Genomic DNA, 16,385 nt, shown 5'->3' on the forward strand with positions numbered 1-16,385 from the left:
TGCAAAGGGCAAGTGGCCTATGCACTTAGTGCTGCTATTGACGCAGAAGGATGTGGACAGGCACAAAAGCGGCATGATCGATCTTACCAAGAAATGGCCGCTTGGCCTGGATAGCCGCCGTTGGCCGCTTTTTTGTTTCGGTGTCGTGTTGGGAGTGGCGCTGCTTTCGCAGATCGACGTCTGGGCATCTCGCACCGCGATTGCCTGGCCCGATGCATGGCGAGCCCCGTTTTTCGCGATAACCGACTACGGTCTGTCGGACTGGGTGCTGATTCCCAGCCTTGCGATTCTGCTTGTGTCACTACTGGCGGGCTTCGTGCTCTCCGGGCAGGTGAGGTCGGTATCCCGGGAACTGGCGACGCTGTCAGGCTTCATCTTTCTTGGAGTGGGTGCGCCGGGCCTGATCTCCAATCTGCTCAAGCGTCTAATTGGTCGTAGCCGCCCCGTAGAATTTGAAGCCCATGGGGCCTTTTCGTTCCAACACGTCTTCAATGACTGGAATTTCCAGAGCTTCCCCTCGGGCCACACCACCACGGCGATTGCGTTGGCCTTCGTCGTCGGCTTCCTGTGGCCGCGACTTTTCCCGTATTTCCTGGCGATCGGTGTGGTCGTTGGCATTTCGCGGGTGCCGGTGGGCATGCATTACCCCACGGACGTCTTCGCTGGCCTCGTCGTCGGCATGCTCGGCGCATACCTGGTGCGTAACATCTTCGCGCGCCGTGGCGTTTTGTTCGAGCAGCGTGCCGACGGGCACATCGTCCGTCGGCCTCTCGTTGCGATCAGGAGCGCACTTCAGCGCGCGCGGGCATAGCGAGCAATCGCCGCTGCCAGGTCAGCCTTCAGGTCCTCGACGCCTTCAAGGCCAATATGCAGGCGGAACAGATTGCCTTCTGCCGTCCACGGTTTGGCGGTGCGGTTCTTGGTGAGCTTCACCGGCAGGCACAAGCTTTCATAGCCACCCCATGAATAGCCCATGCTGAACAGCGACATCTCATCGAGAAAAGCCGCGACCGAGGCCCGTGGGGCAGGGGCCAGCAGCACGCCAAACAGGCTGCCTGATCCGCTGAAGTCGCGCTTCCACAGCGCGTGATCCGGATGGCTCGGCAGGGCGGGGTGAAGCACCTGCACCACCTCCTGCGTTTCCAGCCACTGGGCAATCTCAAGCGCCCGTTGCTGATGCTCCTTCATGCGGATGGCCAGCGTCCGCAGGCCACGCGCCACCATGAAGGCTTCATCGCCCGAGGTGAAGAAACCGAGTTCGCGCCGGGTTCGCTCAACGCCGGCCCACGCTTCCTCCGTTGTCGAGATCGTGCCGGCAAAGGCATCAGAGTGCCCGACGAACATCTTGGTGCCGGAATGCACAACGATATCGGCTCCAAGTTTCAGCGGCTGCATATAGAGTGGGCTGGCCCAGCTGTTGTCGACGATCAGGCGGGCGCCATTGGCGTGGGCGGCCTTGGCGATTGCCGGAATATCCTGCACTTCGAAGGTCAGCGAGCCCGGGCTTTCGGCCAGCACGGCGCGAGTATTCGGCCGCATGAGGTCAGCAATGCCGGCGCCGATGCGCGGATCATAGTAGCGCGTGGTCACCCCCATGCGGGCAAGGAAGCCATCGGCAAAGGCCCGGCTCGGCTCATAGGCGCTGTCCGTCATCAGAACGTCGTCGCCGGCCTGCACACAGCCGAGCAGGGCAACCGTGATGGCGGAGAGGCCCGATGGCAGCAGGCGTGTGCGATAGGCACCCTCCAGCTGAGTGATCACTGACTCAACGCCCTCGGTCGTGGGGTTGCCGGCGCGGCCATATAGAAAGCGCTGCTGCTGGGCTTCGATATCCGCCAGCGTTTTGAACAGCACAGTTGAGCCGCGATAGACCGGGGTGTTGACGAATCCGAACTGATCGTCCGGATTGCGCCCATGATGGGTCAGCACGGTTTCCACTGATAGGGCGTCGGAATTGCCGCTTTTATTGTCAGTCATAATAGGCTCAGTGCTCATTATCAGTTCAGTGGGCTAGATGTGTCTAATAAAACGACAGCTTTACTGTCTCATGCCAGCATCATCCCTTGACGAAGGGTAAAATTGACGGTTGCATGCTTAACAGCATCAAAACTGCCACGATAGGCGGCGGGTGCCGCCGGGGCGATGGGGTACTCCGATAATCCCGGGATATAGGTCAGGAAACAAAAGGCAAAACAATGCAAAAAACGCTCGTAACGATCGCGCTTGCCGCCTCACTCGGCCTCGGCGCGACCGCAGCGCAAGCAGCTATTCTCGATGACGTAAAGGCAAAGGGATACGTGCAGTGCGGCGTGACCGGGGGTGTTCCCGGATTCTCCGCACCCGACTCCAACAACGTCTGGACTGGTATTGAAGTCGACTTCTGTCGCGCGATGGCTGCCGCCATCTTCAACAATGCCGATGCAGTGCGCTACACCTCGCTGACCAGCCAGGAGCGCTTCACCGCGCTGTCCTCCGGTGAAATCGACGTGCTCTCGCGTACCACGACCTGGACCATGAGCCGCGACACCCAGCTTGGCATCAGCTTCGTTGGCACCATGTTCTATGACGGTCAGGGCTTCATGGTTCGCAAGGCCGACGGCATTGCCTCGGCTCTCGATCTCAGCGACGCCGCAGTCTGCATTGAATCGGGCACCACGACCGAACTGAACGCCGCCGACTACTTTGCCGCCAACAACATGGTCTTCAACACCGTCGTGTTCGTCGACCAGGACGAAGTGGTGAAGGCTTATGAAGACGGCCGTTGCGACGTCTACACCACGGACTCCTCGGCCCTGGCTGCCGAACGTTCCAAGTTCGCAGTGCCGGATGACCATATCATCCTGCCCGAAGTGATCTCCAAGGAGCCGCTGGGCCCGGTCGTTCGCGCTGGCGACACTGCCTGGTTCAACCTGGCCCGCTGGACCTATTTCGCGCTGCTCGAAGCCGAAGAGCTCGGCGTGTCCTCTGCCAACGTCGATGAGATGCTTGGCTCCGACAACCCGGCAATCAAGCGCCTTTTGGGCGTTGAGGGCGATTTCGGTACTCCCCTCGGCGTGTCCAAGGATTGGGCATACCAGATCGTCAAACTGGTCGGTAACTATGCCGAGACCTACGAGCGCAACGTCGGGCCCTCAACCCCCATCGGGCTGGCGCGCGGCCTGAACGCGCTCTGGAAAGACGGCGGCATCCAATACGCCCCGCCGATCCGCTAGGTGAACATGGCCCGGCGCCCCACTGGAGCGCCGGGCCTTTTTGTTCCATGCTGGCCATCCTGCGGGTGGCTCGTGGAAAGCCGCCCCGGCGGTATGAGGACATCTGACTCATGACCACACTTGAAACGGGGCCCGCCGACGCCCCCAAGGTATCTTTCTATAACGATCCCGTAATTCGAGGGATCATCTACCAGGTCGCTGTCGCTGCGCTATTGGCCACGTTTGTCATCTGGATCGTAGGCAATACGGCCGCGAACCTTGCGGCACAGAACAAGACGACTGGTTTCGATTTTCTCTGGAAGACCGCCGGGTTTGATATCAGCTTCTCGCTGATCCCCTGGTCCAGGGCCTCCATCTACTGGGAAGCATTCCTGGTCGGCATTACCAACACTCTGCTGGTCGCGTTCATCGGCATTGTGCTCGCGACCATCTTGGGCTTCACCATCGGTATTGCCCGGTTGAGCAGCAATTTCATCGTCTCGAGCCTCGCAACGGTCTATGTCGAGATCATCCGCAACATCCCGCTGCTGCTCCAGCTATTCTTCTGGTACTTCGCGGTGCTGAAGTCGATGCCGGCTGTCCGCGCATCCTATGAGCTGCCTTTCGACTCCTTCATCAACCAGCGCGGCATCTTCGTTCCCAAGCCCATCCCCGATGCACAATTCGGCTTCGTCTGGATCGGGGTTGCGCTGGCCATCGTCGCCGTCATCGCTCTTCGACGCTGGGCTCGCATACGGCTCGAAACCACGGGTCTGCGGTTCCCGGTGTTTCTGTCCTCTGTCGCGATCCTGATTGCTCTGCCCACCCTGGTGTTCATCATCAGTGGCGCCAGCGTGGCTTTCGAAGTGCCGGCACTGGAACGCTTCAATTTCCGCGGTGGCGTGCAGCTCCCGCCAGAGTTTCTCGCTCTGGCGTTCGGGCTGACCATCTATACAGCCGCCTTCATCGCCGAAACGGTTCGCGGTGGCATTGTCGCAGTGAACAAGGGGCAGACCGAAGCGGCGCAGTCGCTGGGTCTGAAGGAAGGCGACCGGCTGCGTCTCGTCATTGTTCCCCAGGCCATGCGGGTCATCGTACCGCCGCTGACCAGCCAGTACCTCAACCTCACCAAGAACTCTTCGCTTGGCGCGGCCATCGGCTATCCCGAGTTGGTCAACGTTTTCGCAGGAACGTCCCTAAACCAGACGGGACGCGCCATCGAGTGTATCGCGCTGGTCATGCTGGTCTATCTGACCTTCTCGCTGCTGACCTCGGCGATAATGAACTGGTACAATGCCCGCGTCAGTCTGGTTGAGCGATAGGAGCCGATAATGACCGATATTGGATTTGTTCGCTCCGACCTGGTTCCCCCGAAACCTGCACCCCGTCGCACGACGGGGGCAGTGGCCTGGGCCCAGAAGAACCTGTTCGCCTCGCCTCTGGATACCGTGCTGACCGGGCTCGGTGTGCTCTTCCTGCTGTGGGTGATCCCGCCGCTCTACAATTTCTTCATCGGCCACGCCGTCGGTCCCAATGGAACCGTCGAAGAGTGCCGCATGGAGAATGCGGGCGCGTGCTGGGCCTATATCTCGGCCGAAATGGAGTTTTTCATCTACGGCTTCTACGACATCCCCCAGCAATGGCGCCCCAACATCGTCTTTGCGCTGGGTGCGCTGCTCTTCGTGCCGCTGCTGATGCCAAAGGTGCCATATAAGAGGATCAACGCGATCCTGTTTCTCGTCGTCTATCCGGTTGTCAGCTACTACCTGCTCGCCGGTGGCGTCTTCGGGCTTATGCCAATCCCGACGGAGAAATGGGGCGGCCTGCTGATAACCCTCATCATTTCGGTGGTGGGTATCACGCTGTCCTTCCCCATCGGCATCATACTTGCCCTCGGGCGCCAGTCGAAAATGCCGGTGATCAAGACGCTGTGTATCGCCTTCATCGAACTGGTACGCGCCGTTCCGCTGATCACCATCCTGTTCATGGCCTCGATCATGCTGCCGCTGTTCATGCCTCAGGGCATGACGGTCGACAAACTGCTGCGGGCGCTGGTGGGTGTTACGTTGTTCACCTCTGCCTACCTGGCAGAGGTGGTGCGCGGGGGTCTTCAGGCCATTCCGCGTGGGCAATACGAGGCTGGCGCATCGCTCGGCCTCGGCTATTGGCAGCGGATGTATTTCATCATTCTGCCCCAGGCGCTCAAGCACGTGATCCCAGGGATCGTGAATAACTTCATTTCGCTCTTCAAAGACACGTCGCTCGTCTACATCGTGGGCATGAAGGACCTGCTCGAAGCGGTCAAAACCAAGAATGACACCGCTCTCGAGTGGCAGTCGGCGCACACCCCAACCACCGGATATCTATTCGCCGCCATGGTATTCTGGGTCTTCTGCTTCGGCATGTCGCGCTATTCCATGTACATGGAGCGTCGTCTCAACACTGGTTACAAGAGGTAGTTCTCATGTCGCAAATCTCCGAAACTACCCCAGACCAGGCGCCCCGGCCGCCGCGCATGACGGTCTCGAAGACCAACGTGGCGATCGATGTGATCGGCATGCACAAGTGGTACGCCGATTTCCATGTGCTGCGGGACATCAACCTCAAGGTGATGGAGGGCGAGCGTATCGTCATTGCGGGCCCCTCCGGGTCCGGCAAGTCGACGCTAATCCGCTGCATCAACCGGCTGGAGGAGCACCAGGAAGGCAAGATCATCGTCAACGGTGTTGAGCTGACGGCCGATCTCAAGCGCATCGACGAGGTGCGGCGCGAGGTTGGAATGGTGTTCCAGCACTTTAACCTGTTCCCCCATCTGACAATCCTGCAGAACCTGACGCTGGCGCCGATCTGGGTGCGGGGCGTGCCCAAGGCCGAAGCCGAGGACGCCGCCATGCATTATCTGGAGCGGGTGAAGATCCCCGAGCAGGCCAATAAGTTCCCCGGCCAGTTGTCGGGCGGGCAGCAACAGCGCGTGGCGATCGCCCGCTCGCTCTGCATGCAGCCCAAGATCATGTTGTTCGACGAACCCACCTCGGCGCTTGACCCGGAAATGGTCAAGGAAGTGCTCGAGGTGATGATCAGCCTTGCCGAAGAGGGCATGACCATGATCTGCGTGACCCACGAAATGGGCTTTGCCCGCCAGGTGGCCAATCGCGTCATCTTCATGGATCAGGGGCAGATCATCGAGCAGAACGAGCCGGAGGCATTCTTCTCCAATCCACGGCACGAACGCACCAAGCTCTTCCTCAGCCAGATCCTGCACTAACCAAGCAAATTGCGGATTGCCCTGTCACAATGCACAGGGCAATCCCACCCTTGGCTTGACCCCGCATTGCCGCCTGCCAATATACCGACAGCAGGCAGGGAAGCCCGAGATTGAACAGTTTTTTCAAGCGATTGCTGTCACTGGCGGCAGGCTTTGCCTGCGTGGTCACGCTCGCGTCGACCTCTGCCAGCGCCCAGACGCTGGAAACAGTGCGCGAACGCGGCTTCCTGATTTGTGGGGCCACCAGCGCGCTACCGGGCTTCGCCCAGCAAGATGCACAGGGACGCTGGTCGGGTTTTGACGTCGATTTGTGCCGCGGCGTTGCTGCTGCCGTGTTCGGCGACCCCGAGAAGATCGAGTTCCGCGCCCTACGGGGCGAGGCCCGCTTTGCCGCGCTCCAGACGGGCATGGTCGACGTGCTCACGCGCAATGGTCCCTGGACCGAGCGGCGCGATACGCTCTATGGCGCCAGCTATGTGGGTACGGCCTTCTTCGATGGCCAGGCCTTCCTCGTTCCGCAGTCGATGGGCGTGGTATCGGCCTTCGAGCTCGACCAGATCAGCGTTTGCGTGATCGACGGCGGCGAAGAGCTTGAGCGGCTTCAGGAGTTCTTCTTCGCCAACCAGGCCAGCTACACCGAAGTGCCCTACGAAGACGTCGGCGATCTGAACGTGGCCTATCAGGCCGGGCTTTGCCAGGCTGTGTCGGCCTCAGGACGGCAGTTGCAGGCCATCCGCCGCGCGCTGCCAGATCCATCGGCGCACCGCATCTTGCCGGAGCGCATTTCGAAGGAATCGCTCGGGCCGGTCGTCCGCGAAGGTGACCAGCAGTGGTTCAACATCGTGCGCTGGACCCTGTTCACGCTGGTCAACGCGGAGGAGGTGGGCATCACCTCGCTCAATATCGACTCTCTGATGGCTGCCCGGACCCCGGCCGTGCGGCGCATGCTCGGGGTGGATGGTGATTTCGGCACGCCCCTGGGATTGTCGCGGACCTTCATGGCCGATGTTATCCGGGCGGTGGGCAACTATGGCGAACTCTATGATCGCCACTTCGGGCCGCAGACAGGTGCGGCCCTGCTCAGGGGGCAGAATGGCCTTTGGGCGAATGGTGGCCTGCTCTACGCGCCGCCCGTCCGCTAGCGGAATCTAGCTGGCAAACAACAGGCTTACGCGCCTGTTTTGTTTGCCTTTTTTCTCGATCTTGCCAAGCACCAGCGGGCCGATTTCGCTGGTATTTCGCACATGCGTACCGCCGCAGGGCTGCAGGTCGATGTCGCCGATACGGATCAGCCGCACGCGTCCTTGTCCCATAGGCGGTTTGACGTTCATGGTCTTGATCAGGTCGGGATTTTCAGCCATTTCGGCATCGCTGATCCACTCATCCGTCACCGCCTGATTGCCGGCGACGAGGCCGTTGAGCGCTTCGCCCAGCGCCGCCAGATCCTCCGGCACGTCGGGCATGTCGAAATCCAGCCGCCCCTTGTCCTCGCCGATCGAACCGCCCGTGACCGGAAACGGCAGGACGACGGAGAGTAGGTGCAGCGCGGTGTGCATGCGCATCAGCCGGTAGCGGCGATCCCAGTCGATTTCGACCAGCACTTCGTCGCCAACCGCCAGGCCAGACACACCATCCTGTGGCACATGCACAATTCGGGTCTTGTCACCCTCTGGATGCACCGCGGTGGCAATGGCTGACGCCGCCTGATCCGAGGTCCGCACGATGCGCCCGCTGTCGCCAGGCTGCCCGCCCGATGCTGCATAGAAAACAGTCTGGTCCAGCACGACTCCGCCGTCTTCGGTCACCGCAACCACGGTGGCTGGGGTGGATTGCAGGTAGCTGTCGGCGCGGAAGAGGAATTCGGTCATCAGGAAACTCAAAGCACAGGGGAGAGCAGGCGCGCGGCCTGGGTAGCGAAGCGGAGGAGCAGGGAGCGCCCTTTGACCTCATCAATGGCCACCTCGCGGCACAATTCGAAGTCTTCGAGCAGCATGGTCTCGACCTTGTTGATGGTATCCTGGTCGGCAAACCACAAGGTGATTTCGAAATTGATGGCGAAGGAGCGGTTGTCGAAGTTGACGCTGCCGATCGAGGCGATCTGGTCGTCCATAAGCACCACCTTCTGGTGCAGGAAGCCGTCCGTGTAGCGGTGAATCGAAATGCCATGCTCGATCATCGCATCGGCATGGGCGATGCTCGCCAGCCAGACCAGCTTATGGTCGGGCTCGTTCGGCAGCATGATCCGCACATCCACGCCGCGCAGCTTGGCCGCGAATAGCGCCGTGCGGATATCGGTGTCCGGGACGAAATAGGGGCTGACGATCCAGATGCGTTCTCGCGCGCGCCCGATGATGTCGGTGAAGGCAATGGCGCATTCTTCCAGCTTGTCGGCCGGACCGCTGCCCATGACGAGCACCGATTGGTCACCCGGCGTCTCCACGGTCTCGGGCGGCGTAGCGGGCAGTACCTCGCCCGTGGCCCATTCCCAGTCTTCGCGGAACAGCAGGGCGCAGCCGAGGGCCGCAGGCCCGGATACGCGCACATGGGTGTCGCGCCAGCGCCCGAACTTCGGGTCCTCACCCAGATATTCCACGCCCACATTGTGCCCGCCGACCCAGGCGTGTTCGCCGTCGGCCACCACGATCTTGCGGTGGTTGCGATAGTTGATCCGGGTGGGACCATAGACTCGCAGGAATTTGTGGCGCTGGTTGAATCCGGCGACCTTGATGCCGGCCTGGCGCAGCTCAGCGCGAAAGCGCTTGGGCATGCCGCTGCTGCCGATATCGTCATAGAGCAGATAAACCTGTACGCCGGCATTGGCCCGCTCGATCAGGCGCTCGGCGAGCTCCTTGCCCAGCGCGTCATCACGCACGATGTAAAACTGAACCAGCAGATAGGATTTTGCCTGGGCGATGCCTTCGAAGATGGAATCGAAGGTCGCGCGTCCGTCCACCAGAAGCTCCACCTCATTGCCATTGAGAAAAGGAACTTCGGAAACCTTGGTCTGCACCGGCCATTTGTGGCTGGTTTCCCGGTCTATCAACGCGAGGTCCTTGGCACGGAGCGGACGCGCCGCGCGTCCGTTGCGGATGCGGTCGGTGGCGTAGTCGTCAAAGGCCTTCCAGCCAAAGATCAGGTAGAGAAATGCCGTGGGAATGGGCAGCAGTCCCAGCGCCAAAATCCAGGCGATGGAGCCCTGCGAGGTGCGGGAATTCATGATTTCCCGTACCGCGCAGATGAAAGCGAGCAGATAGACCGCCGCCGTGATGGCCGCAAAAATGTGCAGATCGGAGATGATCAGCCTGAGCATCGATTCGATACTGTACACGGCGCCCCCAAACGAGTTCGGGCGCTACTCTATCAGTCTGTCACGATTGGACAATGCTGGCGTGTTCAGGCCGGATCGGGTTCGATCACGCTTGAAATGTCGATCGGCGTGCGGCCTTCCATCCAGGATGGCACAGGCAGCCCCTGATTGTGCAGGAAGGTCGGGTTGAAGATCTTGCTGGCATAGCGGTTGCCGTAGTCGCACAGCACCGTGACGATGGTCTTGCCCGGCCCCAGGTCGCGCGCCATCCGGACGGCGCCAGCGATGTTGATCGCGCTTGAGCCGCCAAGGCACAGGCCCTCATGTTCGAGCAGGTCGAAAATGTAGGGCAGGGCCTCGGCGTCGGAGATCTGGTAGGGGTTGTCGATTTTGAGCCCTTCCAGGTTGGCCGTGATGCGCCCCTGGCCGATGCCCTCGGTAATCGAGTTGCCGGACGATTTCAGCTCGCCATGGGCGTAATAGTTGTAGAGCGCCGCGCCTTCTGGATCGGCCAGGCCGATCTTGACGTCAGAGCTGCGGGCGCGCAGCGCCTCGGCTACGCCCGCAAGCGTGCCGCCTGAGCCCACGGCGCAGATAAAGCCATCGATACGGCCATTGGTTTGATGCCAGATTTCGGGGCCGGTGGTTTCGACATGGGCGCGCTTGTTGGACACGTTGTCGAACTGGTTGGCCCAGATGGCCCCGTTCGGAAGCTCGCGATTGAGCTTTTCGGCCAGCCGCCCGGAAATCTTGATGTAGTTGTTCGGGTTCTTGTAGGGCTTGGCCGGCACTTCGATCAGCTCGGCGCCATAGAGGCGCAGGGCGTCCTTCTTTTCCTGGCTCTGCGTCTTGGGGATCACGATCACCGATTTGAAGCCCAGCGAATTGGCCACCAGTGTCAGCCCGATGCCTGTATTGCCTGCCGTCCCCTCAACGATGGTGCCACCGGGCTTCAACTTGCCCGATCTTACCGCGTCGTGAATGATGAACAAAGCCGCCCGGTCCTTGACCGACTGGCCAGGATTGAGGAACTCGGCCTTGCCCCACATTTCGCAACCCGTCAGCGCCGAAACGCGGTTGAGGCGGATCAGCGGCGTGTTGCCGATGGCGGAGATGAGATCTTCGTGCTTGGACATGGACCGAACTGTCACGGGAAGGGAAACCCTAAGCTAGGGGCCCCACCTGCGGGCCGCAAGCCTTAACAGGTTCTAACGGCATGGCTTTTCGTATCGGTCATGCGCGGCGCAACGGCAGTGCGTTCGCTCCGGGTGCGCGCAATTTCATTCCACCTACAGCTGTGCCGCTGCCTCGAGCGCCCGGACCCGGCTACTCTTGAGGTCCACGATCGGTGCTGGGTAATTGGTCCCAATTTCCACGCCGGCCGAGGCGAGTACGTCGCGCGGCGCGTCTGCGGGCTTGTGAATCCACGACGCCGGTAGCCCCGCCAGTTCCGGCACCCAGCGCCGGACATAGTCGCCGTCCGCGTCGAATCGTTCCCCCTGCGTGACGGGGTTGAAGATGCGGAAGTAGGGCGCAGCATCCAGCCCGCATCCCGCGACCCACTGCCAGCTCGCCGGATTGCTCGCCATGTCGGCATCCACGAGGCAATCCCAAAACCAGCGTTCACCCACCCGCCAGTCGATCATCAGGTTCTTGGTCAGCAGGGACGCCGTCAGCATGCGCACGCGGTTATGCATGGTGCCGGTCGCCCAAAGCTCGCGCATTCCAGCATCGATGATCGGCAGGCCGGTGTGGCCCTGTTGCCAGGCGACCAGCTGCTCGGGCGCGTCGCGCCAGCTCATGGCACTGTATTTGGGGCTCATGGGCACCGCAGCGATGTCGGCGCGGTGATAGAGTTGGTGATAGCTGAAGTCCCGCCACGCCAGCTCCGACAGGAATTTGTCCACTGCCTCCTGCAGCTCCGGCTCGGCATGGGACAGAGACTGCGCCGCGTGCCACACTTGCCGGGCGCTGATCTCGCCGAAGCGCAGATATGGAGAGAGCCGGGAGGTGGATTCGCGCGCCGGAAAATCGCGCCCGTCGCGATAAACCGACAGCCGCTCGTCAAGAAACGCCGTCAGCGCCTGCTGGGCTGCCGTTTCCCCGATGCTCCAATGCTCCGCCAGCTTGTGGCTCCATGCCGGGGCCTTGTAGTCGGTGTCGAAGCCCTCGGGTTCCAGTGGGGTGCGGCGTTCGGGCGGGCCAATGGGGCGCGCTATGTCAGTCCAGCGCAGCGTCTTCCAGAACGGCGTGAACACCGAATAGGGCTTGCCCTGTCCCGTCGCGATATCCCACGGCTCAATCAGTACGTTGCCTGGGAATGATGTCGCGGTGATGCCCTCCTGCCGGATGCACTGCTTCATCGCCGCGTCGACGTCCCGCTCGCCATGGGCATAGCGCCGGTTCCAGAAGACCGAGGTTGCGCCAAGTTCCCGGAGCAGGTCAGGCAGCAGGTCGATGGCCTTGCCCTGGAGTACAATGAGCCGGATGCCATGGGCCGCCAACGCCGCGCCGAGGCCACTGAGGCTGTTGTGCAGCCACCAGCGCACTGCCGCGCCGGGCGCGCGGAGGCTTGTGTCCGTCTCGTGGATGTAGAGGGCTATCGTGGTGTCTGCCGCAGCAACGGCGGCAGACAGCGCCGGATTGTCGGCGATGCGCAGGTCGTTGCGCAGCCAGACGATACTAGTTGATGCCATATTCAGGTCTCCCCGGGCGATACGCCCGGGAGGGTAACTCGGATCAGTCTTATTCCATCACTTCGGCGAGGTGCTCGAGCGCCGCGCTCCAGGCCTCGATCGAGAAGATGCGTGATTCCGGATCGGTATGGGCGAGGCCCCGTTCAGTAATGGTGACGCTGGTCTGGTCCGCATTGAGGCGCTTGAACGCCACCTCAAGCACGAAGATCAGCTCCTCGGCATCCTCTTCGTCGCTGTCGCGATGCACCCACGACATGACGATCTTCTCGTTCTCGACGAATTGCAGGATTTCCCCGCTGACCACGTGGTCTTCCGGGTCTTCGTCATCGCCAAAAGTGGTGAACTTGTATTCCCCACCCTCAAAGGCATCCAGTTCGGCCTCGTCGGCCTGCCACTGTTCGATCAGCGCAGGATCGGTCCAGGCGGAGAACACGTCATCGATATGCGCATCAATGGTGCGCGTGAGCGTGATCTGGCCTTCGCCATCGACATCCATGTCATTGCTCATGGTCGCTACTTCTTCTTGCTATAAAGTTCTGCCGTCTTGGGCAGGAAGATGGTGAGGAAGCCCAGGATCGGCAAGAACGCGCACATCGCAAAAACCTGCACCATGCCGATCTGGTCGGCCACTGCGCCCAGCACGGCCGCGCCGATGGCGCCAATGCCGAAGGCAAATCCGAACACGAAGCCCGAGACCATGCCGACTTTGCCCGGCACCAGTTCCTGTGCATAGACCACGATGGCCGAGAAGGCTGAGGACAGCACAAGGCCCACAGCGATGCTGAGGGCAATCGTGCCCGGCAAGTCTGCAAATGGAATCAGCAGAGTGAAGGGCAGGGCGCCCACGATCGAGCACCAGATAACAGTCAGGCGGCCGAAACGATCACCCACCGGGCCGCCGAAGAACGTGCCCACGGCAATGGCGCCGAGGAACAGGAACAAATTGAACTGCGCATCCTGCACCGAAAGCCCGAACTTCTCGATCAGGTAGAAGGTGTAATAGCTCTTGAACACCTCGATATAGACGTACTTGCTGAACAGCAGCGCGCCAATCACCGCGAAGGCCAAGATTAGACGGTTGCGCGTGATGTTCGGCTTAACCAGCGCAACCTTTGGCGCGGCGGCCATGTCGCGCTGATGGGCGGCGTACCAGCGGCCGACATAGCTCAGCACCATGATGCCGAGCACGGCAACGAGGCCAAACCAAACAGTGCTGGCCTGCCCGAGCGGCAGAACGATGAACGCGGCAGCAATCGGCCCGATCGCTGTGCCGGCATTGCCGCCGACCTGGAACGCCGATTGCGCATAGCCAAGCCGACCGCCCGATGCGAGGCGCGATACGCGCGATGCTTCCGGGTGGAACAGGGCCGAGCCAATGCCCAGCACGGTGGCGGCCACCAGCAGCAGCGGGAAGCTGTTAGCCGTTGCCAGCAGGAGCACCCCCCCTGCCACGATGATCATCGACAAGGCCAGCAGGTAGGGCTTGGGCTTCACGTCGCCATAAAGACCCATCACGGGCTGCAGCACGCAGGCGGTGATTTGCTGGGCCAGCGTCAGCAGCCCGATCTGGAAATAGTCCAGCTCGTAATTGACCTTGAGCAGGGGATAGAGCGCCGGCAGCAGGAACTGAATCAGATCGTTGAACAGGTGCGACGAACTGACGGCCAGAATGATGTTGTGCGAAGTGCGCACGGCCGGAGCGGCCTTGCTGTCGACGGCGTTCATTTGGGCAATCCAGTGATTGAGAGATAAGCTCCGTACCCCGACGCCGGGAGGCGCGCAACACTAGTCGGTACTGGGGAGGAGAAATGCGCCTTAGCGCTAAAAACGAATGGCTCCGCGGGTAGGATTCGAACCTACGACCAATCGGTTAACAGCCGATTGCTCTACCGCTGAGCTACCGCGGAACACCTATTCGTTTGCCGCTCTTGCGAGGGGCGGTGCCGTCTTGCGACAGCGACGTCCATGTAGCCTGCCCGTTTTGTTTTGCCAAGCCCATTTTGCCATCGTGTGGAAAAACTTGGGCACCGGGTTATCAATCGCGAGCGCGGGCGCCCAGCTGGACGATATCGGTCAAGGTATTGATGTTGGCGAAGGGGTTAGCAGGGCCATCCCAGCTCACAGCCCGCGCGCCAAGGCCTTGCTGCAGGGCCTTTAGGCTCTTTGCGGCCGTGCCACGGCGGATCTGGTTGGGCAGGTCAGCAAGTGCCTCGATGCGCCAAATCGCGTTGGGCGGATAAAATCCGTCCCCCCATGTCGCAAATGCCGCAGGGGCCTGGCCGAGGCCATTTTGCAGCCTCGAAATGAAGTCGGCGGGCAAAAATGGCGTGTCCACCGCCACCGAGACCAGCAATCCCCCGCTGATTCCATGATTCTGCAGGGCAAATACCCCCGCAGCGAGGCCCGCCAACGGCCCCTCGTGTGATTCTGAGAGGTCTGTAACCCTCGTGGAATCGGCTCGGGTGCCCCGGCCATCGTCACGCGGCCCCACGGAAATCAGCAATGGACCGGCAATTGGCCCAAGGGAATCGGCAACCCGATCAATGAGTCGCCTCCCGCCGATTCGAAGATCGGCCTTGCGCAGGCCACCCAGCCGTTCGCCCCGGCCACCGGCAATGATGATGGCGTGGGGCAGACTCATTTGCCGAGCAGTTCGCTGGGCCGGCTGCCAAAGCGCACCAGCGCCATCATGCCAATTCCCGCCACGAGCCCCCAGAAGGGCGCGCCGACGCCGACAATAGTGATTCCCGACGCCGTCGTGACAAAGGTCAGCACTGCGGGGAGGCGGGTATCCTCCACGGCCAATGCGCCCGTGAGCGCCGATGCGAGGCTCGATAGCAGCGCCAGCCCGGCCACGGCCTGGATCAGAATCGGGGGCGACGCGGCGATGAAGGCCGCCGCCAGGCTCGCAGCAGGTGCCAGCAGCAGGTAGACAGTGCCCGCTGCGATTGGGGCCGGCCAGCGCTTGTCCTTGTCGGGATGGGCCTCCGGGCCCGCGCAGATCGCTGCCGTCAGGGCCGCCAGATTGCAGCTGTGGCCGCCGAAGAACGCAGTTCCCACGCTGGCAATGCCGGAAATGACGAATTGCGGCCCCGCCGGGATTCGGTAGCCGTTCGATTGCATCACGGCCAGGCCCGGCAAGTTCTGCGACGCCATGGTCACGACATAAAGCGGCAGCCCGATACGAACGATCGCGTCGAGCGTGAATTCCGGCATTACAGGGACGAGGCTTGGCCAGCTTCCGTCCAGCGCACCCGGCGGCAGCTGCGTGGTCGTCGCGAGTATGATGCCTGTCACCACCACCGCGATCGGCACGGCATATCGCTTGGCGAATCGAAGCCCGATCACCCAGGCGAGCAGAATCGGCAGCGCCAGCGCCGGTACTTCCGCAACGGCGGTAATCGGTGCCAGGCAAAGGGTTAGCAGCATGCCAGCCAGCATCGCATTGGCGATGGTCGCCGGAATGGCAGAGATCAGCCGGGCGAGGGGCTTGATCAGCCCAGTCAGGATGATGAGGACGGCAGCCACAAGGAATGCTCCCGCCACGGCGGGGAAGCCACCGACCGGTTCGCCGACGGTCAGGATGAAGGCAACGCCCGGCGTCGACCACGCGAAGCTCACCGGCAATTTGACCCGCGCGCTCACAACGATGTTGAGAAAACCCATGGCGATGCAGAGCGACATCAGCCCCGATCCCGCCTGCTGCGGGGAGGCGCCTGTTGCCGTCAGCGCCGCAAGGACAAGTGTGAACGTGCTCGCATAGCCCACCGCAGCGGCCAGCGCCCCGGCCATGATCGGCTGCAGGTAGTCGCGCCGACTGCCGATAGTTGCATCACTCACTGCCATTCCCCCACGCATTTTTCTCCCAGCCTATGCAGGGTGGCTGCGTCGGTGAAGCCATATTCGCCAGAGCGAGGTCAGGGCAG

15 protein-coding genes and 1 tRNA gene are annotated in these 16,385 nt (G+C 61.6%); 6 read left to right on the top strand and 10 right to left on the bottom strand.

From position 1 onward, the window contains the following. Window positions 1–73 precede the first annotated feature (73 nt). A complete protein-coding gene (locus ACZ5WT_RS14380; RefSeq protein ID WP_464284466.1) occupies window positions 74–811 on the top strand; it encodes a phosphatase PAP2 family protein in 738 nt (245 codons plus the stop codon). Here ACZ5WT_RS14380 and metC read toward each other — a convergent pair. Then, window positions 793–1,977: a cystathionine beta-lyase gene (gene metC / locus ACZ5WT_RS14385; RefSeq protein ID WP_464284467.1), complete on the bottom strand. Its 1,185-nt coding sequence runs from the start codon at window positions 1,975–1,977 to the stop codon at window positions 793–795. The two genes, ACZ5WT_RS14380 and metC, sit on opposite strands and share 19 nt — an antisense overlap. Window positions 1,978–2,195: 218 nt before the next feature. On the opposite strand from metC, the gene ACZ5WT_RS14390 reads away from it, so the two are divergent. The 5 genes from ACZ5WT_RS14390 to ACZ5WT_RS14410 all read left to right on the top strand — a co-directional run bounded on the left by ACZ5WT_RS14390 (window position 2,196) and on the right by ACZ5WT_RS14410 (window position 7,598). After that, window positions 2,196–3,212 (top strand): amino acid ABC transporter substrate-binding protein, encoded by a 1,017-nt coding sequence (locus ACZ5WT_RS14390; protein WP_464284468.1) that lies wholly within the window; start codon window positions 2,196–2,198, stop codon window positions 3,210–3,212. Window positions 3,213–3,322: 110 nt separating this feature from the next. Continuing rightward, window positions 3,323–4,513, top strand: a complete 1,191-nt coding sequence (locus ACZ5WT_RS14395) for an amino acid ABC transporter permease (protein ID WP_464284469.1) — start codon at window positions 3,323–3,325, stop codon at window positions 4,511–4,513. A gap of 9 nt (window positions 4,514–4,522) precedes the next feature. Next, complete coding sequence (locus ACZ5WT_RS14400) at window positions 4,523–5,650, top strand: amino acid ABC transporter permease (RefSeq protein WP_464284470.1); 1,128 nt, start codon at window positions 4,523–4,525, stop codon at window positions 5,648–5,650. A 5-nt stretch (window positions 5,651–5,655) separates the two neighbouring features. Then, complete coding sequence (locus ACZ5WT_RS14405; protein ID WP_464284471.1) at window positions 5,656–6,456, top strand: amino acid ABC transporter ATP-binding protein; 801 nt, start codon at window positions 5,656–5,658, stop codon at window positions 6,454–6,456. Window positions 6,457–6,566: 110 nt separating this feature from the next. Beyond that, entirely contained in the window at window positions 6,567–7,598 is a 1,032-nt protein-coding gene (locus ACZ5WT_RS14410; RefSeq protein WP_464284472.1) for an amino acid ABC transporter substrate-binding protein, read from the top strand. 6 nt (window positions 7,599–7,604) lie between these two features. On the opposite strand, the gene ACZ5WT_RS14415 is transcribed toward ACZ5WT_RS14410, so the two are convergent. From ACZ5WT_RS14415 to ACZ5WT_RS14455, 9 genes are all read right to left on the bottom strand, one after another. Next, complete coding sequence (locus tag ACZ5WT_RS14415; protein ID WP_464284473.1) at window positions 7,605–8,324, bottom strand: alanyl-tRNA editing protein; 720 nt, start codon at window positions 8,322–8,324, stop codon at window positions 7,605–7,607. A gap of 8 nt (window positions 8,325–8,332) precedes the next feature. Continuing rightward, window positions 8,333–9,784, bottom strand: coding sequence for a cardiolipin synthase (gene cls, locus ACZ5WT_RS14420; protein ID WP_464284474.1), 1,452 nt, complete (start codon window positions 9,782–9,784; stop codon window positions 8,333–8,335). A 65-nt stretch (window positions 9,785–9,849) separates the two neighbouring features. Then, the gene (locus tag ACZ5WT_RS14425; RefSeq protein ID WP_464284475.1) at window positions 9,850–10,899 is read right to left on the bottom strand and encodes a cysteine synthase A; all 1,050 of its coding nucleotides are present in this window, start codon (window positions 10,897–10,899) and stop codon (window positions 9,850–9,852) included. 153 nt (window positions 10,900–11,052) lie between these two features. Then, window positions 11,053–12,459 carry a cryptochrome/photolyase family protein gene (locus tag ACZ5WT_RS14430; RefSeq protein WP_464284476.1) on the bottom strand — a complete coding sequence of 469 codons (1,407 nt, stop codon included), beginning with the start codon at window positions 12,457–12,459 and terminating at the stop codon, window positions 11,053–11,055. A 49-nt stretch (window positions 12,460–12,508) separates the two neighbouring features. Further along, window positions 12,509–12,967: an SRPBCC family protein gene (locus tag ACZ5WT_RS14435; RefSeq protein WP_464284477.1), complete on the bottom strand. Its 459-nt coding sequence runs from the start codon at window positions 12,965–12,967 to the stop codon at window positions 12,509–12,511. Window positions 12,968–12,972: 5 nt separating this feature from the next. Continuing rightward, window positions 12,973–14,184: an MFS transporter gene (locus tag ACZ5WT_RS14440; RefSeq protein ID WP_464284478.1), complete on the bottom strand. Its 1,212-nt coding sequence runs from the start codon at window positions 14,182–14,184 to the stop codon at window positions 12,973–12,975. 107 nt (window positions 14,185–14,291) lie between these two features. After that, window positions 14,292–14,366 (bottom strand) — tRNA-Asn (locus tag ACZ5WT_RS14445). Window positions 14,367–14,494: 128 nt separating this feature from the next. Beyond that, on the bottom strand, window positions 14,495–15,100 hold the full coding sequence (mobA, locus tag ACZ5WT_RS14450; protein WP_464284479.1) for a molybdenum cofactor guanylyltransferase: 606 nt from the start codon (window positions 15,098–15,100) through the stop codon (window positions 14,495–14,497). Beyond that, the gene (locus tag ACZ5WT_RS14455; protein ID WP_464284480.1) at window positions 15,097–16,305 is read right to left on the bottom strand and encodes a benzoate/H(+) symporter BenE family transporter; all 1,209 of its coding nucleotides are present in this window, start codon (window positions 16,303–16,305) and stop codon (window positions 15,097–15,099) included. The genes mobA and ACZ5WT_RS14455 overlap by 4 nt, the downstream gene beginning before the upstream one ends. Window positions 16,306–16,385 lie beyond the last annotated feature (80 nt).

Source organism: Devosia sp. T2-14 (assembly GCF_055397495.1).